The sequence below is a fragment of the Streptomyces sp. SID3343 genome (genome assembly GCF_009865215.1).
GTDB lineage: Bacteria > Actinomycetota > Actinomycetes > Streptomycetales > Streptomycetaceae > Embleya.
Map to the genome: position 1 here is coordinate 1 of NZ_WWJX01001372.1, position 22,446 is coordinate 22,446.

Below are 22,446 nucleotides of genomic sequence, written 5' to 3' on the forward strand. Positions count from 1 at the left end.
TCCCCACCCCGCACGCCGGCCCCGACGCGCCCCGAAACGCCACCGGGCGCCGACGAGAGAGAGCGATTCCCCATGACCGCGAGCGCTGCCACCCCGCAGGCGCATCCGTCCCCGTCGGTGACCCCGGACCCCGAGGGAGGCCCGGAGACGAACTGGTTCACCACCGCCCGGTTCGGCATGTTCGTCCACTGGGGTCTGTACTCCCTCGCCGCACGGCACGAGTGGCTCAAGAACGTCGAGCGACTGACCGACGAGCAATACCAGGTCTACTTCGACCACTTCGACCCCGACCGCTACGACCCCGTCCAATGGGCCAGAGCCGCCAAAGCGGCGGGCATGCGCTACGTCGTCCTCACCACCAAGCACCACGACGGCTTCTGCCTGTGGGACAGCGCCCTCACCGAATACAAGGTCACCAACACCCCGCACGGCCGTGACCTCGTAGGGCCGTTCGTCGAGGCGTGCCGCGCCGAGGGGCTCAAGGTCGGTCTCTACTACTCGCTGATCGACTGGCACCATCCGTCCTTCCCCGTGGACGGCACCCACCCGCAGCGCGACGACGAGGCGTTCAAGGCGGCCAACGCCGAGCGGGACATCCGCGACTACCGGCAATATCTGCACGGCCAAGTCCGCGAACTGCTGACCTCGTTCGGAAGCGTCGACTACCTGTTCTTCGACTTCTCGTATGTCGGGCGCAGCTGGTGGGGCGGCAAGGGACCCGACGACTGGGATTCCGCACAGCTCCTGCGGACCATTCGCGAACTGCAGCCGCACGTCCTGGTCAACGACCGAACCGGCCTTCCCGGGGACTTCGTCACCCCCGAGCAGTACCAGCCGTCCGGCCCCATGACCGAGAACGGGCAACCGGTGCTGTGGGAAGCCTGCCAGACGCTCAACGGCAGTTGGGGCTACGACCGGGACAATTCGGACTACAAGAGCCCCGAGATGCTGATCCGCATGCTCGTCGACGGAGTGTCCAAGGGCGGCAACCTGCTGCTCAACGTGGGACCCACCGGCCGCGGCGAGCTCGATCCGCGCGACACCGCGATCCTCGACGAGATCGGCCGGTGGACGCAGGTGCACGAGCGCTCGATTCGCGGCTGTGGCCCCTCTTCGTACACCGCCCCCGCCGAATGCCGGTACACCCAGCGCGGCGACCGGCTCTACGTCCACCTGTTCGCCTGGCCGCTGCGGCACCTGCACCTTCCCGGGCTGGCCGGCCGGGTGCGCTACGCCCAACTGCTCAACGACGCGTCCGAGATCGTCCCCGTCCACATCGACCCGGACCGGCCCGCGGTCAACACCGAGATGGGCGGCCAGCCCGCCGGAACGCTCACACTCCAGCTCCCGGTCGGGCGCCCCGACGCCCTCGTACCCGTCATCGAACTGTTCCTGAACGCCCAGGCGACCCAGGACGCCGGGGACAGCCCGGCCGCCGGCTGACCGCAGGCCGCAGGCCGCAACACCGTCCGTCCAACGCACCCTCACGGAGGCATCATGCAACGCCGCACGTTCCTCACGGGCACCGCGGCAGGGGTGGCGCTGGCCGTCGCCCCCGTCGGCGGACCGCCGACCGCCGGCGCGAGCGCGGCCCCGGCGGCCGTCCGCACGTTGGACGAGCTGCAGGCCGCGATCGACCGGGCACGACCCGGTGACCGGATCGTCGTGGCCGACGGGACCTACACCGTCGCAGCGGACCGCCCGCTCACCATTCGCAACAAGCGGGGCACCAGGCGCGCGCCCATCACCATCGCCGCCCGGACGCCGGCCGGCGTCGTCCTGGAAGGCGAGCACAGCTTCGTCCTCGAAGCGTCGAGCCACATCACCCTCAGCGGCTTCTCCTTCCGGCAGCGGAGCACCCTGGACGTCCCCCCGGACTGCTCGCACATCCGGCTCACCCGCAACGACTTCCAACTGGCCGACATCGAGGGCGTGCACTGGGTGATGGTGCGCGCGGACGACAGCACGGTCGACCACAACCACTTCCACGGCAAGAGCACCCTCGGCATCTACCTCGGCATCGAGGGCGCGGGCACCGAGGAGATGGCCCAGCGCGTCCACGTGTACCGCAACCACTTCTCCGACCACACCTTCGCCGGCTCCAACGGCGGCGAACCGATCCGGCTCGGCGTCAGCCCCCGGGCTTTGTCCGGCGCCCACGCCGTCGTGGAGTACAACCTGTTCGAGCGGGCCAACGGGGATCCCGAGGCGATCTCGGTGAAAAGCTCGGACAACACCATCCGGTACAACACCATCCGCAACAGCTTCGGCGGGATCGTCCTGCGGCACGGCAACCGCAACCGAGTGGAAGCCAACCACCTCATCGACGGCACCGAAGGCGTGCGGATCTATGGCAACGACCATGTGATCGTCAACAACTACCTCGCGGGCCTGTCCGGGCGTGCCCTGGTGATCGGCAGCGGTTCGGAGCGCGATCACCTTCCCGGCGAGACGCCCGAGGCACGCCGCGGCAACGACGGCCCCGACCGCATCCTCATCGCCTACAACACCCTGCTGAACAACAACGGCACCATCTCGGGGGAGAGCCAGCGCCCGCACGAGCCGCGCGACGTCACCGTCGCCGACAACCTGCTCGTCGCGGACACGGGCCAACTGGTCGCGATGGCGAACACCGTGCGCTTCACCTGGTCGGGCAATCTCCTGTGGGGCGCCGCCGCAGACGGCAACATCCCCGCCGCAGGCGGCACCCGGGTCGACCCGAAGCTGGTGAAGGACCCCTACGGCATCGCCCGCCCGGCCGCCGGCAGCCCGGCGATCGACGCCGGCACGCTGCGCCGTCCGCGCGTCACCCACGACATCGACGGACAGCCCCGCAGCAGGACCCCGGACGTGGGCGCGGACGAATACTCCCGCCGGGCGCCGAGGCGCGGACCCCTGACCCCGGCCGACGTCGGTCCCCGGGCCGACTGAGCGCACCCGCCACTTCGTTCCAGGAGGCACCATGCAACGGCGCACGTTCCTCAAGAGCACGGCGGTGGCCGCACTTGCCGCCGTACCCCTGACCACCTCACTGTCGGGCAGCGCATCGGCGGCCGACATCCCGGTCACCTCCCTCGCCGCGCTCCAGAACGCGATCGACGGCGCCGCACCCGGTGACCGGATCGTCGTCGCCGACGGCACCTACACGGTCCCGACGGGCAGCGCGATCAACATCTCGGGCAAGAACGGCACGGACGCCGCGCCCATCACCATCGTGTCCAAGACCCGCGGCGGCGTGGTGCTGCGGGGCGCACGCGGCTTCGTGCTCGGCAATTCGAGCAACATCGTCATCAGCGGCTTCGCCTTCCGGCAGAGCACCACGCTCGAAATCCCGGCGGACTGCTCGGCGATCCGGCTGACCCGCAACGACTTCCAGTTCGCGGACACCGGCGATCCGTACTGGGTCGTCGTGCGGGCGGACGACTGCAAGATCGATCGCAACCATTTCCACCACAAGACCACCGCGGGCATCTTCATCGTCGTCGACGGTCCCGGCTCGACCGACATGGCGCAGAACCTGAAGATTTTCCGCAACCACTTCTCCGACCACAGCTTCACCGGCGACAACGGCGGCGAGCCCATCCGCCTCGGCGTCAGCGGCCGGGCCCTGTCCGCCGCCGGCGCATACGTGGAGTACAACCTGTTCGAGCGCTGCGACGGCGACCCCGAGGCCATCTCGGTGAAGTCCTCGGAGAACACCGTGCGGTACAATACCATCCGCGACAGCCGCGGCGGCATCGTGCTGCGGCACGGCAATCGTTCGAGGGTGGAGGGGAACCACCTGATCGGCGGCGTCGACGGGGTGCGCATCTACGGCAACGACCACGTGATCGTCAACAACTACCTCAGCGGGCTGTCCGGCCGAGCCCTGGTGGTCGGCAGCGGCAGCACCCGTGACCACACCAAGGACGAGACGAAGGACCAGCGGCGGGGCAACGACGCCTGCGACCGCGCGGTGATCGCGCACAACTCCCTGATCGACAACGTCGGCACACTGTCGGGCGAGACGCGCACGTACGAGCCGCAGGGCGTGACCATCGCCGACAACCTGCTGGTCGGCAACTCCGGCAGTCTCGTCGCCATGGGAGCCACGACCGGCTTCACCTGGCGGAGCAACCTGCTGTGGGGGGCAGCCGCCAACGGCAACATCCCCGCGGGGGGCTTCACCCGGGCCGACCCCCGGCTCGGCCAGGGGGCGGACGGTGTGCTGCGGTTGACGGCAGGCAGCCCGGCGATCGGCGCAGCCACCGGCAGTACAGTCCTGGCGGACGACATCGACGGGGACCCGCGCGGCAGCGTACGCGACATCGGTGCCGACGAATACGCGACCGGCCCTGCGCTTCGGCACCCCCTCACCGCCGCGGACGTGGGTCCGAACGCCGCCTGACCGACCACCGGTGACGGGGCACCGCACGCCTGACCGAACCATCCACCCGACCTCGCGATCCGGCCGACCCGGTCCGCCCGACCCCCGTCCGGGCGGACCGCGCCGGACCCCCGCAGGGCAATCGCACACACCGTCCGTAGGCCAACCGCAGGCCAACCACAGGAAGGCAGGGTCGTGACCGAGGAGAGCAAACCGAGCGCAGCGGACCGCCCCCCGCTCCGCCCGCCGGCCGGGGCGGACGGCGGGCGGACCAGGCTGGGCCTGTGCTCGGTCACCTTTCGCCGGTTGCCCGCCGCCGAGGTCGCGCGACGCGCGGCCGACGCGGGCCTGGAGGTGATCGAGTGGGGAGCGGACGTGCACGCGCCCGCGGGGGAGCCCGGTACGGTCCGCGCGGTCCGTGAGGTCTCCGACCGCCACGGGCTGCGCTGTTGTTCGTACGGTTCGTACTTTCGCGCCGGCCCCGCCGAGTCGGCCGACTTCCCCGCTGTCGCCCGGGCGGCCGTGGTGCTCGGGGCACCTCGGGTACGGGTCTGGGCAGGCGCAACCGGATCGCGGTCCGCGCTGCCGGACGAGCGGCGCGAAACCGTGCGCTGCCTGCGGGAAGCGGCCCGGATCGCCGCGGACCACGGCCTGGAGCTCGCGACGGAATTCCACGGCGGAACGCTCACCGACACGGTCGCCTCGACCGTCCGGCTGCTGGACGAGGTGGGCGCCGACAACGTCCACACGTACTGGCAACCGCCGCTCGACACCCCCGACGAGCAGGCGCTGGCAGGGCTTGTCGAACTCGGCGACCGAGTCACCGCCGTGCATGTCTTCTCATGGTGGCCGGGCAACCACCGGCTACCGCTGGCGGAGCGCCGGGACCTGTGGGGCGCAGCCCTGGGCCTGGTGGCGGGGCGGGGCGTCGACGCGCTCCTGGAGTTCGTCCCCGGCGACGACCCCGCGGTGCTGACGCGCGAGGCCGAGACCCTGAGACGCGCCACGGAACAGGCCCCCTCGATCCGACATGATCGACCGTGAACCGGGCGGGTCACGGGTGAGACGACCCGTCACCCGCCCGTCCACCCACCAAAACGCCAGGACGGCAGGCATGCATTTCGAGGGCGACGACACGCTCGTGTTCATCGGCGACTCCATCACCGACGCGGGCCGCGACCGTGCGGATCCCACCTCGCTCGGCGAGGGGTACGTCCACGACATCGCGCGGACGCTGCGCGAGCGGGCGCACGACGGGCCAGGCCCCCGCGTCGTCAACACGGGAATCAACGGTCACCGCGTGTACGACCTCGAATCCCGCTGGAGCACCGACGTCATGGACCACCGGCCCACTGTCGTCACGGTCAAGATCGGCATCAACGACACCTGGCGACGCTACGACCGCGACCTCCCCAGTCCGGTCGAGGAGTTCGAGGCGTGCCTCGACCGCCTGCTCGCGACCACCGCGCGAGAGTTGTCCGCGCAGCTGGTCGTCATCACCCCGTTCCTGCTTCCGGTCGGGCCGGACCAGGAACGCTGGTTCGAGGACCTGTCACCGCGTACCGACGCCGTCCTGCGGGCAGCCGTGCACAACGGAGCCCGAGTGGTGCGCGCGGACCTCGTGCTGCCCCGCGCGGCGCAGGAGAGGGAGCCGGCGGAGCTGGCCCCGGACGGTGTCCACCCGAGCCCGCTGGGGCATCGGCTGATCGCCGACGCCTGGCTCGCCGAGGTCGCGCCCGCGGCTTCGGCGGCAGGGCGATAGCGCGGACCGAGCGGATCGGTCGCGGCGCGCGTCCACGCGTCGCAGCGGGGCTCGGGGCCGACTGCGGACGAAGCGCCGGCCGGCGAAGTCCGCGATCCCGCACCGCTTTACGGGCTCGGACGCCGAGTGCGCCGAACCTGTGCCGTCGAGTCACGGACGACCAGCTTCACCGGCAAGGTCATGGGCTTGCCCGTGCGCGGTGCCGGATTGCCCCGCGAGGACAGCAGCGCGTCGACGGCAGCCCGTCCCTGGGCGCGGAGTGGGGCGGCGACGGTGGTCAGCCCGGGCCTGACGATGCGGGTCGGGAAGATGTCGTCGAAGCCGACCACGCTGACGTCGTCGGGAACCCGGACGCCGCGTGCCTGGAGAGCGAGCACGGCCCCGATCGCCAGTTGGTCGTTGTAGGCCACGACGGCGGTCGGCAGGTCCTCGGGGAGCGCGTCGGCGGCTTCGCGACCGCCCGCGACCGTCGGTGCGAAGGGGCCCACGCGCTGCACCCTCATGCCCAGCCCGGTCGCCGCCTCGCGCAGGCTCCGCAAGCGCATCCCGTCCGCCCACGAGGCCTCCGGACCGGCGACGTAGGTCACGGTGCGATGCCCCAACCGTGCCAGGTGTTCCGCGGTCACGAGCATGCCGTGCGGGTTGTCGAGGGTGATGCTGGGGACGTCGGCGACGTGCCGGTTGAGGACGACCACCGGCCGCTGCTTGGCAGTCATCCGGATGGCCGAGTCCGACAGTCGGGTACCCGCCAGTACGAGCCCCTCGACGGCGGGCAACGCCCGTTCCAGGCTGGCGCGTTCCACCCGGTCGGACTCCTGGGCGTCGACCAGCAGGAGGACGAACCCGGCCTCGGCGGCGGCGGACTCGGCTCCCCGGATGATCTCCGCGTAGAACGGGTTGGTCACGTCGGAAACCACCAACGCGAGCATCGAAGTGCGGCCGGTGGGCAATCCCGACGCCAACGGATTGACGCGGTAGCCAAGCTCGGCGGCCACCCGCCGGATGCGTTCCGCGGTCGCCGCGTTGACCCGGCCCGGCCTGGCGAACGCCCGGGACACGGTGGACGCGGCCACCCCTGCGGCCCGGGCGACGTCGTAGATCGTCGGTGCCTTGTTCACGCCGGTCGCGGCGGCCGGGGCGCTGTCACGCTCGCTCACCCGATCTCACTTCCGTTCTCGTAGGAAAGCCGCAGGTCCCGGGCAGCGACACGGGGTATCGGACGACGCTGTCGCTGCCACGGGATGAGCGAGGGAGCGCACTGTACTCCGTTCGGACACCGTCACCCACCGAGCGGTCGGGGCGCCGGTGGCCGCCACACGAACGACCCGGGCGTTCGGAGCACAAGGGCGCGTCCCGACGTCGTCGAGTGACCCGCTCCTCTCGCTCGGCCCGTCTCGCGCGCCGAGCTGCGCGGCGACGGCCCCCACACTCGGACGGCCCCCACCTTCATCGGCCGCGCCGCGGATCCATGCGGATTCAGACGGGCTCGGGGGTGAGCGTGCGCGGGATCGGGGCGCCGGCGGTCAAGTCTGCTCGGTGGGCGGCGGTGGTGGTGGCGGCAAGGACGAAGTGGACGGGAAGGCCGAGACGGGCGGCGAGCGCGGCGGCCGGGGCGAACTCGGGTGTCGCCTGGAGGATTCTGCCGCCACGGTGGCCCACTTTGACGGGAAGGCGGCTGCCGAGGACGTCCACGTGCGTCCAGCCTCGTTCGAGTTCGGTTTTACGGACCGGCCGTTCGCGTATGCCCAGCGTGGTGGTGAGGCGAAAGACGGCGTCACGCAGCGGTTGGGCGCCCTGCGGTGGGCACAGGACGGAGAGCGTGTGCGCGGGGCGGCCCTTCTTCATGAGGATGGGGGTCAGCCAGGCATCCGAGGCACCGGCTTCCATGAGGGACGCAAGTACGCCGGGCCATGCGCGCGGGTCCAGGTCGTCGATGTTGGTTTCCAAGACGACGGCGTCGGAACCGGTTTCGAGGGTCGCGGCGGGGGCCCGGGTGCCGAGGAAGACGCGAGTGACGTTGGGGCGCCCGGGGGTGTCGCGGCTGCCGGCCCCGACGCCGATCCGCTCCAGACGCAGATGTGGCAGGGGCGAGCACTCACGCGCCAAGGTGGTGAGCAGCGCCATGCCGGTGGGGGTGGCGAGTTCGCCCTCGCCGCCCGCGAACACCTGCCACTCGCAAGCGAGTTCGGCCACGGCGGGAGCGGGGACGGGAAGTTCGCCGTGGGCGGTGGTGACGCGGCCGAAGCCCAACGCCACGGGGCTCGCCGTCAGATCGGTCACGGCGAGGTCGTGAAGCGCGGCGCAGACGCCGACGACGTCGGCGATGGAGTCCCAGGCGCCCACCTCGTGAAAGTGCACCTCTTCCGGTTCCGTGCCGTGTACGCGTGCCTCGGCGACGGCGAGGCGGGCGAAGGCGGCGAGTGCCGACGCGCGGACCGGATCGGCCAGCGGCGCCTGCTCGATGAGACGGCGTACGTCCTTCCACGTTCGGTGCGCGTGGTCGTCGGCGCTCGGCGTCACCTGGATCCGCGTCGCGCGCATACCGGCGCGGTCGACCCGGGTCCGCACGAGGCGTACCTCGCCGGGCACCACGGCCTCCACCGCCGCACGCACGGTGCACAACTCGGCCCCACCGTCGACGAGGGCGGCCAGCAGCATGTCCCCGGCGACGCCGGCGGACGCGTCGACCCATGCGGCCCTCACGGGCGCAACCGGTGCAGGACCTCGCCGGCCTGCGGCACGACGAGTGTGTCCGGGTCGGCGGCGAGCGCCTCGAAATCCACCGCGGCGGGGTCCAGATGGCCCAGGTTCGCCCTGCGCACGACGTCTTCGGGAATGCCGGTCGCGAGGGTGACGGTCAACCGGCAGCGCTCGCCGTGCTCTTCGTCGTACGTACCCGCGCCGCGCAGGTGGGTGGAGTGCGCCAGGACGCCCCAGTGCAGGTGCTTGAAACGGTCCCACTGCTTGGTGAAGTAGTCGCGGCAGTGATAGCCGATCTCCTCGATCTCCGGGTGCATCGCGGAGATCGTCCGCACGTGCGGCGCGTACAGGACGACCTCGCCGCCGTCCGCGACGACCGGTTCGAGCTTGTAGAAGCCCTTCGCCGCGGTCCAGATGTCCTCGTACTTCTCCGGGATCACGGACAGCACACGCCGCACGGGGGCGTCGAGGTAGCGGACGTGGACCTGCGCGGACACGTCGGCCGCCGCCGACCAGGCCGCCTCCGGCGTCCCGTACGCCATCGACTGCAGCGCCCCGGTACCGGATTCGACCACGACGCACAGTGCGCGCCTGCGGCTGGGGATCAACGCGGCCGCCTCGTGGATCAGCGCGCGGACCGGGGTGATGCCGCGCGTTCCGATGATCTGTGCACTGGTGATCAGGGCCCCGAGCCAGTGCGACAGGTCGATGATGTCCGCGCCCGCGACGCCGGGGAAGAAGTACTTGTCACCGCCGGAGAAGCCGACCACCTCGTGCGGGAAGACCGGGCCGACGACCAGGGCCACATCGTGCTCCACGACGGCCCGGTTCAGGCGCACGTCCACCTCTTGGCGCAGCAGCCCGCCGGACAGCTCGGCCACGCGCTCGGCGCCGATCGTGCCGACCGAGGCGAACGTCGACGGCTTCCACCACTCGTGGTTGAGCACGGTCATGCCCGGCAACGGGGGAATGTGGGCGGCCAACTCGGCCTCGCCCATCGGGGCGTGCGTACCCAACGCGACAAGCACCGTCAACCGGGAGACCCGGCCGTACAGCGCCTCGTGCACCGCGGCGAGCAGCAGCGGAAGCGGGCAACTACGGGTGCCGTCGGGTACCACCAGGCATACGCTGCGGCCGTCGAGATCCTCGTTCGCCAGTTGTTCGGCGACGAAGGCTCGCACCCGGGCCTCGGGGAGGACGGCGCCCGGCCCACCGATCTGTGCTGTCATGGCGGCCAGAGGACCATGGTGTCGGACGCGGTGCAAGTGCCCGGGGCAACACATGGCAACCGGTTGCCGCGCCGGACCGACGGCAGCGAACATGCCGTCATGCCAAGCCTCCACCCCGACCGACTACCTCCCGTCGACCCCGGTAAGCGGGCTCTCGCCCGGCGCCGAAACGAGACGGTGTACGACCGGCCGTTCCCGTCACCGCACCGGCTCGACCGGGAAGAGGCAGTCCAGGCGGCGGCGAAACCGGTGAGCGTCGACTCGCGAAAGGTCTTCGAACTGTGACCGCCCAACCCGCGACCCGGCCCCTGTCCCGCGCTGTCGACGGACGACCCGCCGCGCCGGTGCGCATGCTCCACCTCGGCCTGGGCGGCTTCTTCCGGGCCCATCAGGCCTGGTACACCGAGCACGCCGGCGACGCCGACCGGTGGGGGATCGCGGCGTTCACCGGGCGCAGCACCGCGATCGCCGAGCGGCTGACCGCCCAGGACGGGCTCTACACGTTGGCCACCCGTGCTCCCGACCGCGACCGCTTCGAGGTGGTCGGTTCGCTCACCTCGGCGCACTCCGGCGGCGACCACGGCGCGTGGCTGGACCACTGGCGGCGGCCGGAACTCGCGGTGGTCACCCTGACGGTCACCGAGGCGGCGTACACCCGCGCCCCCGACGGCGGCCTGGACACCCAACGCGCCGACGTGCGAGCCGACATCACCGCACTGCGCGCCGATCCGAAAGCCCCGGTATCGACGGTCGCCGCGCGACTGCTGGCCGGGCTGGCCGCCAGGCGACGCGCGGGCGGCGGCCCCGTGGCCGTCGTGCCGTGCGACAACCTGCCGGCAAACGGCCAGGTCACCGCACGGGTGATCGGCGAACTGGCGGACGCGATCGGGCGCCCCGAATGGCGCGAGGCGGCCGCGCACGCCTCCTACGTCGCCACCATGGTCGACCGGATCACCCCGTGGACCACCGCGGACGACGTGACCGCCATCCGCGACGCGACCGGCCGCCACGACGAAGTCCCCGTCGTCACCGAGCCGTTCACCGAGTGGGTGCTCAGCGGCGAGTTCCCGGCCGGCCGGCCCCGCTGGGAGGACGCCGGTGCCCGCTTCGTCGCCGACGTCACGCCGTACGAGGAACGCAAACTGTCACTGCTCAACGGCGCCCACTCGCTGCTGGCGTACGCGGCGCCGCTCTGCGGCCACGCCACCGTCGCCGAGGCCGTGGCCGATCCGGTCTGCCGGGTCTGGGTGCGCGAATGGTGGGACGAGGCCTCGGCCCACCTGGACTTCCCCGAAACCGCGCTGGCCGCCTACCGGGACGCGCTGACGGCCCGCTTCGCGAACCCGCGCATCCGGCACACCCTCGCCAAGATCGCCGAGGACGGAGCCCAGAAGATCCCGGTGCGCATCCTGCCGACGCTCCACGCCGAACGGACGTCCGGGGCAATGCCGCCCGGCGCGCTCCGCGTCGTCGCCGCATGGCTGCTGCACCTGCTCGGCAGCAACACGATCCCGGTACGAGACGCCGCCGCCCCGATCCTCACCGGATCACCGTCCGACGCCGCGCACGCCGTGCTGGCCTTCCTCGATCCCGCCCTCGCCCGAGACACCGAACTGGTCGAAGCGCTCACCGCCCGCGCCTGGGAACTCGCCTGACCGACGACGTCGAGTCTTCACCCGCGACCGCCCCCGGTCGGCCGCCCACGCGCCGCGGACCCGCCGGAGCGGACCGGCCGGTCGCCAACCGTCGAACCAGCCTCGAACAGGAGAAACACGTCATGCCCCCGGGACTGTCCGACTCCGACCGCGAGGCCGCCGACCACGTCGCGACACTGCTCGACACGCCCGGACGCCTGGGGGTGGCCTTCTCCGGGGGAGTGGACTCCTCCGTGCTGTTGGCTCTGGCCGTTCGAGCGCTGGGCGCCGACCGCGTGGTAGCGGTGCTCGGCGTCTCGCCCAGCCTCGCGGCCGACGAGCGGACGGCCGCCCACCGGGTCGCCGCGAAGATCGGTGCGCGGGTGGTCGAGGTCGCCACCTACGAGGGTGACGTCCCGGCCTACCGGGCCAACGGCCCCGACCGCTGCTTCCACTGCAAGGACGAGTTGTTCGCCCGCATCTCCGCGGAGGTGGTCCGGGAACACGGCCTGACGGCCGTCGCCTACGGGGAGAACGCCGACGACGTGGTGCGCGCGGACCGTCCCGGCGGCAGGGCCGCCGTGCGCCACCGGGTGCTGCGCCCACTCGCCGACGCGGGCCTGGGCAAGGCGGCGGTCCGCCGGATCGCCGCCGCGCTGGGCCTGCCGTGCGCGGACAAACCGGCCGCGCCTTGTCTGGCCTCGCGGGTCCCGCACTTCAGCGAGGTCACGCCGCACAAACTGAGCCAAGTGGAGGCGGCGGAACGGGGCCTGCGGCAGCTGGGCTTCACCGACTGCCGGGTCCGCCATCACGGCGATATCGCACGCATCGAGGTGCCCGTCGCCGAAATCGCGGCGCTCGCGGGTGACCTGCGCGAAGCGGCTCTGGCGGTGGTTCGTGCCGCCGGGTTCCCGACGGTCGCCGTCGATCTCGCCGGCATCCGATCGGGTGCCTTCACGCTTTCCCTGATCGGAGTCCGCCATGGCTGAATCGTTCGCACGTCTGGACCACGACCGGATCGACCGCAGGGGATATCCGGAGGCGATCTACTGCGAGGGCAAGACCCCGGGCCAAGTGGGCGCGATCGCCGCCGAACTGCGCGAGCGCGGCCGGGCCGTGGCCTTGTTCACCCGCGCCGGCCCCGAGCACGCGCGGGCCGTCCTCGCCGAACTGCCCGACGCCCGCCACGAGTCGCACGCCCGGTTGCTCGTGTGGCCACCCGAACCGCCCGCGCCGGAGGGAGGTCTCGTGGTCGTGCTGGCGGCGGGAACCTCCGACCTCCCGGTGGCGATCGAGGCCGAACTGACCGCCCGCCATCTGGGCCGGCGCTGTGAAGTGGCCGTGGACGTGGGCGTCGCCGGACTCCACCGCGTGATCGGCATGCTCGACCTGCTGCGCTCCGCCCGGGTCGTGGTGGTTGCCGCGGGCATGGACGGCGCACTGCCCAGCGTGGTGGCCGGGCTGGTCGCCGCGCCCGTCGTCGCGGTGCCGACCTCCGTCGGCTACGGCGCGGCCTTCGGCGGCCTGGCACCTCTGCTGTCGATGCTCAACGCGTGCAGCCCCGGGGTCGCGGTCGTCAACATCGACAACGGCTTCGGGGCCGGACACCTCGCCGCGCAGATCGCGGCACCCTTGACCCCGGCGGCCGGCGCCCCATCGTGAGGGTCGAACGGCCGAAACCGAGCCCCGCCCCACGGCCATGCCCCACGGTTTCGACGACCGCCCGACCCGAAGTCCGCGATCGGACGTGAGACGGGCGGCAGACCGCGCCGTCGTCCGCACCACCGCCGGCGACCCGACGTCCCGCCCCCACCTCGATCCACGTCGTCGGCATCCGCTCCGTCGGCGCGGCGGCGTGCCCGGTCCCACCCACGGCCCAAGTCACCGACCGGCCTTGCCGATCAGCACCGAACCCGGGCCCGTGCACAAGCTCGCGGCAACACATGACAACCGATTGCCCTGGCCTGCGGCCGCCGACAACCATGCGCAGTATGGCCTCCTCACTCCATCCCGACAGGCTCCTGCCCGTCGACCCAAAGTCGCGAGCCGTCGCCCGCCGCCTCTACGACGCGGTCCGCGACCTGCCGATCCTGTCGCCGCACGGTCACGTGGATCCCAGGTTGCTGGTCGACGACAAGCCGTTCAACGATCCGGCGAGTCTGCTGATCTCCTCCGATCACTACGTCACGCGCCTGCTACACGCCGACGGTGTCCCGCTCGACGAACTCGGGGCAGGACAGGGACAGTTGCCCGAAGCGCAGGCCCGCCGGGCGTGGCGCACCATGTGTGAGCACTGGACCGCGTTCCGAGGGACCCCGGTCCGCTACTGGATGGAAGCCGAACTCGTCGAGATCTTCGGCGTGACCGAGCGGCCCGGCGCGGCCACGGCCGACCGGATCTACGACCGGATCGCCGCGCGGCTGGCCGAGCCGGCCTTCCACCCGCGGGCCCTGTTCCGCCGCTTCGGCATCGAGGTGCTGGCCACCACCGACGACCCCGCGGACGATCTGGCCGCTCACCGGGCACTGGCCGCCGACCCCGAGTGGACGGCGCGGGTCCTGCCCACCTTCCGACCCGACCGCTACCTGGAACCCGGCCAGGGGTGGAGCAAGGCCGTGGCGCGCCTGGCCGAGGCCGCGGACGTCGACACGTCGGACTACGACGGCTACATCCGGGCGTTGGAAGACCGACGACGCCACTTCATCGCGCACGGCGCCACCTCCGCCGACCACAGCCACCCGGACGTGGGCACCGAACCGCTGACCCACGCCGAAGCCGCCCGCATCCACCGGGCCGCGTTGCGCGGTACGGCGAGCGAAGCCGAGGGCGTCGCGTTCCGTCGACACATGCTGCTCGAGATGGCCCGCATGTCCTGCGACGACGGCCTGGTGATGACCCTGCACCCGTCCGTGCGCCGCAACCACCACGCGCCCACCCACCACCGGTACGGCCCCGACACCGGTCACGACATCCCGCTGCGCGCCGAATTCACCGATGCCCTGCGTCCGCTCCTGCACAGGTACGGAACCGCCGAAGGCTTCCACCTGATCCTGTTCACCCTCGACGAGACCGTCTTCAGCCGGGAGATCGCTCCGCTGGCCGGGTTCTACCCATCGGTCTACGCGGGCGCCCCGTGGTGGTTTCTCGACGCCCCCGACGCCATTCGCCGGTTCCGCCGCGCGGTCACCGAGACGGCGGGATTCTCCCGGACTTCCGGCTTCGTCGACGACACCCGAGCCTTTTGCTCCATCCCCGCCCGACACGACATGTCCCGGCGGCTGGACTGCGGCTATCTCGCCGAACTGGTCACCGAGCACCGACTCGACGAGGACGAGGCGACGGAGACGGCCGTGGATCTGGTCACGGTCAACCCGCGGAGGGCGTTCAAACTGTGATCACCGCCCGGGCTCCGGGGCGGACCGAGCACGCGACGGAGACCGCCCACCGGGGCATCGTCGCCTCCGCTCCGACCGGCGGATCGTCCACGGCCCCCATGCCGGGACCGCCGTGGCACGGGCAACGGGAACAACCGCAGCGGGCAAGGCGGCCCGGGCCACGGGAGCCGGCGACGAAGCAACGAGGCACCGGGGCACGGCCTGGCGTTCAGGGCCCCGCGGTGGGGGTTCGCAGGCCGTGCTCCGGGGGCAACAGACCGGTCTATCCGACCAGTTGGCAGACGGGGTGGTGCTTGCACAGCCAGTTGGTCCGCCACGTTGCGAGGTAGCGGTAGAGGAAGGCGCCGTTGAAGTCCGAGTTGTAGAGGTTGGCGTCGCTGAGATCGGTGAGCACCATGGTCACGTACGACAGGTCCGCGTCGACGACGGTGGCCCGGGTGAGGTTGGCGCCGTTCAGATTGGCCCCCACCATTCCGGAGCGGGTGAGGTCGACGTCCGTGAGGTCGGCGCCGCGCAGGTCCGCGCCGATCAGGCCGGTGTGCGAGAGATTGGCGCCGCGAGCGCGGACGTAGGAGAGGTCGGCGTGGTTCATGCCCGCGCTGAGCAGATCGGCGCCCTGTAGGTCGGCGGAGGCCAGGCGCGCGTCCGTCAGGTCGGCGCCGAGCAGGTGGGCGCCGTGCAGGTCCGCGCCGTACAGATCGACACCGGCCAACTGGCGGTATTCCAGATCGATCCCGGCCAGATCGGCGTACGCGAGGTTGGGGACGACGGTGGGATTTTGCCGACGCCAGTCGTTCCAGGCGGCCCAGCCGCTCTTGAGCGTGGCGACGTGGGCGGGGTTCGGCCCGCTGGCCGGGCCGGTCGGGGCCGCGTCGGCGGTCACGGCCGCGGGGCCTGCCATGAGCAGGGACACGAACAAGGCGACCACGGCCGCCCAAACACCTTGTCGCATGCGAAACGAACGCACGAGGAGCCTTCCTGACGAGCGATCACGCATCGGTGATCGGCGACGAGCGAGGACGGCACCGCGATGGGCGCGGCCCGCACTGCGGCCCGACGGCGCGTGACCCGATTCTGTGCACACCCGCGGACCGAAGCAATCCCAGCTTTCTGGGATCGCAGTCGTGGGCGGGGCTCCGCTTTCCGCCGGGAAACAGGTCCGACCGTGATCGACCGCGTCGCACCGACCGGACGGCCGGGCGGCCGAAATCGCCACCTTCGCCGCCTCGGTCGACGGCACCGCCTCGCCGCGCCCCGAGACCTCGGGCCCGAGACCGCCACGACCCCAGGCTCGCCCGACGCCCGCCGGGCCGCCGTCGAGCACCACCGCGCCATGGCTGTTCGGGCGGTATTCGACGGTGGCCGTGGTCGGTGCCGGGGGGCGCCGGGTCATGCGGGTCGTGCGGGCTTTTCGCGGCGGGCCGCCCGCAGGAACGGGGTGCTGCGTCCGGCGCAGTCGGCGCAGATGGGTGCCCGGTCCGCGGTGCTGGGGTCGCGGTCCATCTCCACGGCGATGTAGGAGTGGTCGCACCGGTGGCAGCGGACGCGAACCTGCCAGATGTCGTCGACCTCGTCGCGTGGATCGCCGGGTCGGTCGAGGACGACCGGGCGACCGAGCCGATGGACGACGGCGTACAGGACGATGCTCAGCACCAGGACGAGCGGGGTGGACCACGTCGTACCGAAGGTCCCGGCGCGTTCGTAGACCAGGATGCCCAGCAGCGAAGTGAACAGCCAGACGACCGCCCCCGGGGCGAAGGCGGACACGCGACCGGGGCGTACCTCCGGGAGCCCGTCGCGGTCGCCGTGGGGGTTGAGCAAAATGTGGGTCACGGCGATTCCGACCCAGGCCGCGACGAACGCGCCCTGCCAGGCGAGCGCGGTGAGCAGATAGCTGAGCACGTCCGTGAGCATGAAGAGATACGTCAGCACACCCGCGAGCAGCAGGGCCGCGACGCGGGGGACGCGGATCCGCAGCACGTGGGTGAGCAGAGCCTCCAGGTTGGTGGAGGCGACGTAGTAGTTCGCCGTGTTGATCCTGGACTGGGTGACCCACACGACGAGCAGACCGGCGATGCCCATCAGATCGACGACGGTGTCGCCGACGGCCGTTTCCGACAGGGTTCCGGAGGTGCCTGCGGCCATGACCAGGAAGATGCCGACGAGGCCGTTCGCGAGGTACACGAAGAAGTAGAACACCGGACCGAAGGTGACGATGCTGTGGTAGCGGCTGTCCTCGGGTCGACCGAAGCGAGCGAAGTCCACGGTGTACATCATGAAGACGAAGACGCCGAGGTAGACGAACAGGGCGTAGAGCCAGCCGGGGGCGCCGAGGTGCGGGGGATCGACCGGGGCATGGGTCAGCCAGCCGTCGGTGGGATATTTGGCCGCGGCCAGGCCCACGGCGACGAGCAGTCCGATCCAGTACAGCGGCAGCAGGTAGCCGTTGAACTTGTCCAGCCAGCGGCGCACGCCGCCGATGACCATGGGCAGGTTGGTGGCGATCGCGATCGCGTACCAGACGCGGATGTCGAGTACCCCGGTGTACGCGTGCAGGGCATGCGCGATCACGGAGCTCTCGAACACGGCGTAGTAGAGCGCCGTGGCGGCGAGGATCAGGGGGGCCAGGACGGATCCTGTGACACCGAAGAGTCGTCGGGAGAGCAGCGCGACCGTGAGTCCGGTGTGGGCGGCGTAGCGGGACAGGATGCCGCCGACGACACCGAACACGACGACGGCCAGGGCGATGCCGATGAGCGTGTCGACGGTGCCGACGGTCACCGCGAGAGTCGCCGCGGTGACGAGATAGAACATCCCGCTGATCACGGCGTACCAGGTCATGGTGAGCGAGAGTCGGCCACTGCGCCAGGTCGGCGGAACGATGTGGGTGGAGTAGTCCTCGTTGGCGGCTTCCTTGACCACACGGGGGTCGTCGTGGAGGGAGACGTCCAACGGTCTGTGAACGGCATGGCTGTCTGTGGTCACGGGATGTCCTTCTCCGGGCGGGCGGGGCCGCGGGGTGCTGCCGAGGGCGTCCGATGGGTTGCTGCACGGCCGGGTGGTGCCGGGGAACACGTGCGCAAGGACGCCTGTCGCCGAGACGGCGACCGGGGCAAGGTGACTTGGCCGGGAGGACGGGGGAGGCGTTCCGGCGGGATCGCCTTCCGGGAAGTCATCTCCACACGACACGCCACGGGAAGTCAACGTTTCCTCGACCAGATCCGCATTATCAACGGAATCAGTTGTCCTGCTAGCGGATATCGACGGAATCCGTAGCGATCGGATGCGGATGCGGGTGCTTGTGCAGTCGCAGGTACGCCAGGGCCAGGGTGGCCAGCACGAGCACAGGCGCGACGGCCGCCGCCGAGACCGGGGCGTAGCGCAGCGCGACCGCGCCGACCAGCGCACCGGCGATCAGGGCCAGCAACACGGCGCACCGGCGCGCCACGTCCTTGGTCGAGCCGGCGGACAGGGACTCCGCGACCGAGGAAAGGGTGCCGGTGACGAACGTGGTGGTGATGCCGGCCTTGGCCAGTCGGCGGGCGGCGGCGGTCTGCATGCCCATGGCGGCGGCGGACAGCGCCACCAGGCCGATGCCGGTCAGCCGGCCGGGTTCGGCGCCCGACCCCGCCCAGGCCGCCAGCAGGGCTGCCTGAAAAGCGAGGCTGACCAGGAGTGCGGCACTGATGCGCGGGTGCCACGGCCGGTCGGACAGGTCGGGGACCGCGGTCATCCGGTAGGCGGCGACCACTCCTGCGGTGAAGGCGATCACGGCGGCGCCGGAGCGGGCGAGGTGGATGTCGACGCCGTGGGATCCCGCGATGCCGAAGAGCACGAGATTGCCGGTCATGTTGGCGGTGAATATGCCGCCGAGACCGCGGTAGGCCAGGACGTCGGTGGCGCCGGCTGCCGCCGTGAGCACGAGCAACAGGAGGTCGACCAGGCGCCGGTCGGGCCCGGCGGGTATTGCGCTCGGGCGGTCGGTGGAGGCGTCGGGTCGGCTGGGGAGCGTCATTCGCTGGGTGATCCTTAACGGGCGGCGCGAGGCGGCGGGAGACGGTCCGATCCCTGGGGACGGGCCGGGGACAGGACACCCTTGACAGGTGGTCGGGAGGTGTGGAGACAATCACCCCGACTTGGTCGGACCATCTGACTATCTTGGCTCACCGGCGGAGCCGTCAACTCTCTCGAAGGAGCAGCGATGTCACGTCCCGACTTCGAAGCGCGCGTCGCGGAACTCGGGCTGGAACTGCCCGACTACGGGAAGCGCCCCTACTACGGCGCCGACTACGGCTCCATGAAGCCCCACCACATCACCGGGAATCTGCTCTTCCTCGGCGGCCACACCGCGGACGACGACCAAGGCAACGTGCGACTGCCGGGACGTCTGGGTCAGGACCTGAGCATCGAGGAGGGCTACGCGGCGGCTCGCTACACGGCGTTGAACTGCCTGGGCGGCATCCGATACGCCCTCGGCTCGCTCGACCGGGTCACCGCGGTGGTGCGATCGCTGTGCTTTGTGGTGACCACACCCGATTTCGAGGACGTGCACAAAGTCTCCTCCGGCGCCACGGACGTCTTTCGCGACGTCTTCGGCCCCGAGGTCGGCCTGGGCGGACGTGCCACCATCGGCGTCATGAGCCTGGCCCGACGCAGTTGCTTCGAGGCCTGGGTGACCGTCGAGATCGACGACTGAGCCCGTTCGGGGCCGAAAGGACCGGCCGGGCTTCCGGTCCGAAGGACCGACCCGGCTCCCGATCCGAGACACTCAGGGCACAGTCGTGTCCCCCAACGTCCTCCGGGAGGTCGTCCGTTGTCCGTCAACTGGTCACTCATCGCCGCCGAAGCCCGCTCCGGCCCGCAGTTCCTGGCCGGACGCCTCCAGCGGCTCATCGAAGACGGCCAGTTGGCGGAGGGCGACCGACTGCCCCCCGAACGCGAACTCGCCGACACCTGGCGGGTTTCCCGGGCCACCGTCCGCGAAGCACTGCGCGAACTGGAACTGCGTGGCCTGGTCGATCGGCGCCCCGGCCGGGGAACCACGGTGACCGGCGTCGCCCACCCGTCCCTGCAGGACTGGCAGTTGGGCGACATGGGCTCCGCGGCCAGAGTGATCCACGAGGTGATGGACCTTCGCTCGGCCGTGGAGCCCCCCGTCGCCGCCCGCGCGGCCGTGCGCGGCAACGCCACCGACCTTCGCCACCTGGGCAACCTGCTCTCCGACGCGGAGCGGGCCCTGAAGCACGGCTCGCTGCCGCGTCTGATCCAACTCGACAGCGAGTTCCACGTCGCCCTCGCCAAAGCCGCCCACAACCCCCTGCTGACCCAACTGCTCGAAACCACCAACAGCTGGGTCGAACTGTCCCGAGACCCCGCCTACCAGAGCGAGGAGCGGCTCGTCACGTCGCTGCGCGCCCACGGACGCATCCTGGAAGCAGTCATGGCCCAGGACGCCGACGCCGCCGCACAGGCGATGTCCGAACACCTCCTCGAAGTGCAACAGGCCATCGTGAACGCCCTCTTGGTCGCACCCACGCCCGACGGCGGCTCGGCCGACGCGCCACGCACGGGCCCGACCCCTGCTCGCGCCGACCGCGCCGCCCCGGCCGTCCCCACGTTCCCCCGCTCCGACGAACGGTCCCTCCCATGAGCACCCCCTCGCCGACCCCGCCGACGGCCTTCGCCCTCGCCACCCCACACGCGCTCGCCACCTCGGCCGGACAAGAAGCCGTCCGGGACGGCGGAAACGCCGTCGACGCGGCCCTCGCGGCGGCCATCGCCCTCACGGTGGTCTACCCCCATCAGTGTTCGGTCGGCGGCGACCTGATCGCCCTGGTGTCGCGCCGCGGCGAGCAGCCCATCGCGGTCAACGGCAGCGGAGCCGCGCCGCTGGCCGCCGACCCCGACGCCTTCGGCCGACACGGACCGATGCCGGTCACCGGCCCGCTCACCGTGACCGTGCCCGGCGTCGTCGCGGGCTGGGCCGGCCTCTCGCGGGCCGCCGGACGCCTTCCCTTCGGCAGTCTCTTCACCCGCGCCATCGCCTACGCGCGCGAAGGTGTCCCCACGGCCCCCGGCGTCGCCCACGCTCTCGCGGTCGAGGCGCCCGCGCTCGCGGAGGACGAGGGCATACGCGAGGTCTTCTTCGAAGCGGGGGGACCGCTCACCACGGGTCGACCACTGGTCCAGCCCGCCCTGGCACGCACCCTGGCCGCCATCGCGGACGGCGGTCCGTCCGCCTTCTACCAGGGCGCCATCGGCGCCTCCATCGTCGAGCGCCTACGGAACCTGGGCTCCCCCATCACCCGCGACGACTTCGACCGGCACCGCACCGAGACCACCGCCCCGATCGGGCGCACGTTCCGAGGCCAGGAGTACCTGACGGCACCGCCGAACTCCCAGGGCATGCACCTGCTGCAAATCCTCGGCGCACTGGAACACCTCGACTCCGGCCTCGACCTGCTCGGCACCGACGCCGCCGTGCTCGCCCGGATCTTCCAACACGCCGCGAGGGATCGAGACACCCATCTCGCCGACCCCCGACATGCGACCGTCCCCGTCGAAGAGCTCCTCGACATCGCCCACATCGCCCGAATCGCCGAGGAAGCCACCCACCCCACCGCGCGAACGGGTCCACTCGGCCCGATCGCCACCGCGCAGGCCGCCCGCCCCAGCGGCGACACCGTGGCCGTCGTGGCCATGGACGCGGAAGGCAACGCGATTTCCCTGATCCAAAGCCTCTTCCACAGCTTCGGCTCCGGCATCCTCGACCCGGCCACCGGCGTCCTGCTGCACAACCGGGGATCCTTCTTCAGCCTGCTCCCCGGCGCCCCCAACCGCCTGCGCGGCGGCAGTCGGCCCGCGCACACCCTGATGCCGGTCCTGACCCGCCGAGGCGACAGCATCACCGGCGCGCACGGAACCATGGGCGGCAAGGCACAACCCCAGATCCATACCCACATCGCACTTCGCCTGGACGCCGGCGACACCCCCGGCACCGCCCTGCACCGTCCCCGATGGGTCATCGGCGGGATGGAGGTGAACGCACCCGCGGACACCGCCTTCGCCGAATCCGAGACCCCCACCACCGCGACCGACTCCCTCCGGGCCGCCGGCCTGCGCCTTCGGATCGGCGGAACACTCGACGAGCAGGTCGGCCACGGCCAACTGGTCCGAGCAGCACCCGACGGCTCCCTCCACGCCGCCGCCGACCCCCGCAGCGACGGAACCGCGATCGAGTCACTCGAACCAACGACCCCGTCGCCCATCCCGCATACGCCGTGAGGCGCTGTCGTTCGCGGGCGAGCGCACCCTCGCCCCGGACGGCGAACCCGTCCCGCACTCCGCCGCCGACCCGGAC

19 protein-coding genes are annotated in these 22,446 nt (G+C 71.5%); 13 read left to right on the plus strand and 6 right to left on the minus strand.

The annotated features are described in order from the left end of the window. Positions 1–72 precede the first annotated feature (72 nt). The 5 genes from GT354_RS43425 to GT354_RS43445 all read left to right on the plus strand — a co-directional run bounded on the left by GT354_RS43425 (position 73) and on the right by GT354_RS43445 (position 6,128). Positions 73–1,443 (plus strand): alpha-L-fucosidase, encoded by a 1,371-nt coding sequence (locus GT354_RS43425; RefSeq protein WP_202512937.1) that lies wholly within the window; start codon positions 73–75, stop codon positions 1,441–1,443. A gap of 54 nt (positions 1,444–1,497) precedes the next feature. Beyond that, the gene (locus tag GT354_RS43430; protein WP_161362526.1) at positions 1,498–2,931 is read left to right on the plus strand and encodes a polysaccharide lyase 6 family protein; all 1,434 of its coding nucleotides are present in this window, start codon (positions 1,498–1,500) and stop codon (positions 2,929–2,931) included. Positions 2,932–2,962: 31 nt separating this feature from the next. Continuing rightward, the gene (locus GT354_RS43435; RefSeq protein WP_161362528.1) at positions 2,963–4,387 is read left to right on the plus strand and encodes a polysaccharide lyase 6 family protein; all 1,425 of its coding nucleotides are present in this window, start codon (positions 2,963–2,965) and stop codon (positions 4,385–4,387) included. A gap of 174 nt (positions 4,388–4,561) precedes the next feature. Next, a complete protein-coding gene (locus GT354_RS56120) occupies positions 4,562–5,410 on the plus strand; it encodes a TIM barrel protein (RefSeq protein ID WP_161362530.1) in 849 nt (282 codons plus the stop codon). 70 nt (positions 5,411–5,480) lie between these two features. Then, positions 5,481–6,128: an SGNH/GDSL hydrolase family protein gene (locus GT354_RS43445; protein ID WP_161362532.1), complete on the plus strand. Its 648-nt coding sequence runs from the start codon at positions 5,481–5,483 to the stop codon at positions 6,126–6,128. 107 nt (positions 6,129–6,235) lie between these two features. Here GT354_RS43445 and GT354_RS43450 read toward each other — a convergent pair whose 3' ends face one another. The 3 genes from GT354_RS43450 to GT354_RS43460 all read right to left on the minus strand — a co-directional run bounded on the left by GT354_RS43450 (position 6,236) and on the right by GT354_RS43460 (position 10,057). Beyond that, on the minus strand, positions 6,236–7,285 hold the full coding sequence (locus GT354_RS43450; RefSeq protein ID WP_161362533.1) for a LacI family DNA-binding transcriptional regulator: 1,050 nt from the start codon (positions 7,283–7,285) through the stop codon (positions 6,236–6,238). 319 nt (positions 7,286–7,604) lie between these two features. Next, complete coding sequence (gene larC, locus GT354_RS43455; RefSeq protein ID WP_161362542.1) at positions 7,605–8,831, minus strand: nickel pincer cofactor biosynthesis protein LarC; 1,227 nt, start codon at positions 8,829–8,831, stop codon at positions 7,605–7,607. Continuing rightward, positions 8,828–10,057: a lactate racemase domain-containing protein gene (locus GT354_RS43460; protein ID WP_202512938.1), complete on the minus strand. Its 1,230-nt coding sequence runs from the start codon at positions 10,055–10,057 to the stop codon at positions 8,828–8,830. Before GT354_RS43460 ends, larC begins: the two co-directional genes overlap by 4 nt. Before the next feature lie 99 nt (positions 10,058–10,156). Here GT354_RS43460 and GT354_RS43465 point away from each other — a divergent pair, with 99 nt between their 5' ends. The 5 genes from GT354_RS43465 to uxaC all read left to right on the plus strand — a co-directional run bounded on the left by GT354_RS43465 (position 10,157) and on the right by uxaC (position 15,086). After that, positions 10,157–10,342, plus strand: a complete 186-nt coding sequence (locus tag GT354_RS43465; RefSeq protein ID WP_161362544.1) for a hypothetical protein — start codon at positions 10,157–10,159, stop codon at positions 10,340–10,342. Further along, positions 10,339–11,712, plus strand: coding sequence for a mannitol dehydrogenase family protein (locus GT354_RS43470; protein WP_161362545.1), 1,374 nt, complete (start codon positions 10,339–10,341; stop codon positions 11,710–11,712). The genes GT354_RS43465 and GT354_RS43470 overlap by 4 nt, the downstream gene beginning before the upstream one ends. A gap of 122 nt (positions 11,713–11,834) precedes the next feature. Then, a complete protein-coding gene (locus tag GT354_RS43475; RefSeq protein ID WP_161362547.1) occupies positions 11,835–12,680 on the plus strand; it encodes an ATP-dependent sacrificial sulfur transferase LarE in 846 nt (281 codons plus the stop codon). Beyond that, the gene (gene larB, locus GT354_RS43480) at positions 12,673–13,353 is read left to right on the plus strand and encodes a nickel pincer cofactor biosynthesis protein LarB (protein ID WP_161362553.1); all 681 of its coding nucleotides are present in this window, start codon (positions 12,673–12,675) and stop codon (positions 13,351–13,353) included. Before GT354_RS43475 ends, larB begins: the two co-directional genes overlap by 8 nt. 329 nt (positions 13,354–13,682) lie before the next feature. Next, positions 13,683–15,086, plus strand: coding sequence for a glucuronate isomerase (uxaC, locus tag GT354_RS43485; protein WP_161362555.1), 1,404 nt, complete (start codon positions 13,683–13,685; stop codon positions 15,084–15,086). Between the two features lie 262 nt (positions 15,087–15,348). On the opposite strand, the gene GT354_RS43490 is transcribed toward uxaC, so the two are convergent. The 3 genes from GT354_RS43490 to GT354_RS43500 form a co-directional block, all read right to left on the minus strand. Next, positions 15,349–16,014, minus strand: a complete 666-nt coding sequence (locus GT354_RS43490; protein WP_161362556.1) for a pentapeptide repeat-containing protein — start codon at positions 16,012–16,014, stop codon at positions 15,349–15,351. A gap of 461 nt (positions 16,015–16,475) precedes the next feature. After that, the gene (locus GT354_RS43495; RefSeq protein ID WP_161362558.1) at positions 16,476–18,071 is read right to left on the minus strand and encodes a cytosine permease; all 1,596 of its coding nucleotides are present in this window, start codon (positions 18,069–18,071) and stop codon (positions 16,476–16,478) included. A gap of 265 nt (positions 18,072–18,336) precedes the next feature. Next, positions 18,337–19,101 carry a YoaK family protein gene (locus tag GT354_RS43500; RefSeq protein ID WP_161362560.1) on the minus strand — a complete coding sequence of 255 codons (765 nt, stop codon included), beginning with the start codon at positions 19,099–19,101 and terminating at the stop codon, positions 18,337–18,339. 186 nt (positions 19,102–19,287) lie between these two features. Here GT354_RS43500 and GT354_RS43505 point away from each other — a divergent pair, with 186 nt between their 5' ends. The 3 genes from GT354_RS43505 (at position 19,288) to GT354_RS43515 (ending at position 22,370) form a co-directional block, all read left to right on the plus strand. Then, a complete protein-coding gene (locus GT354_RS43505) occupies positions 19,288–19,782 on the plus strand; it encodes a RidA family protein (protein ID WP_161362562.1) in 495 nt (164 codons plus the stop codon). Between the two features lie 117 nt (positions 19,783–19,899). Beyond that, positions 19,900–20,736 (plus strand): FCD domain-containing protein, encoded by an 837-nt coding sequence (locus GT354_RS43510; protein WP_161362564.1) that lies wholly within the window; start codon positions 19,900–19,902, stop codon positions 20,734–20,736. Then, positions 20,733–22,370, plus strand: coding sequence for a gamma-glutamyltransferase (locus tag GT354_RS43515; protein ID WP_161362566.1), 1,638 nt, complete (start codon positions 20,733–20,735; stop codon positions 22,368–22,370). Before GT354_RS43510 ends, GT354_RS43515 begins: the two co-directional genes overlap by 4 nt. The last annotated feature ends 76 nt before the right edge of the window (positions 22,371–22,446 follow it).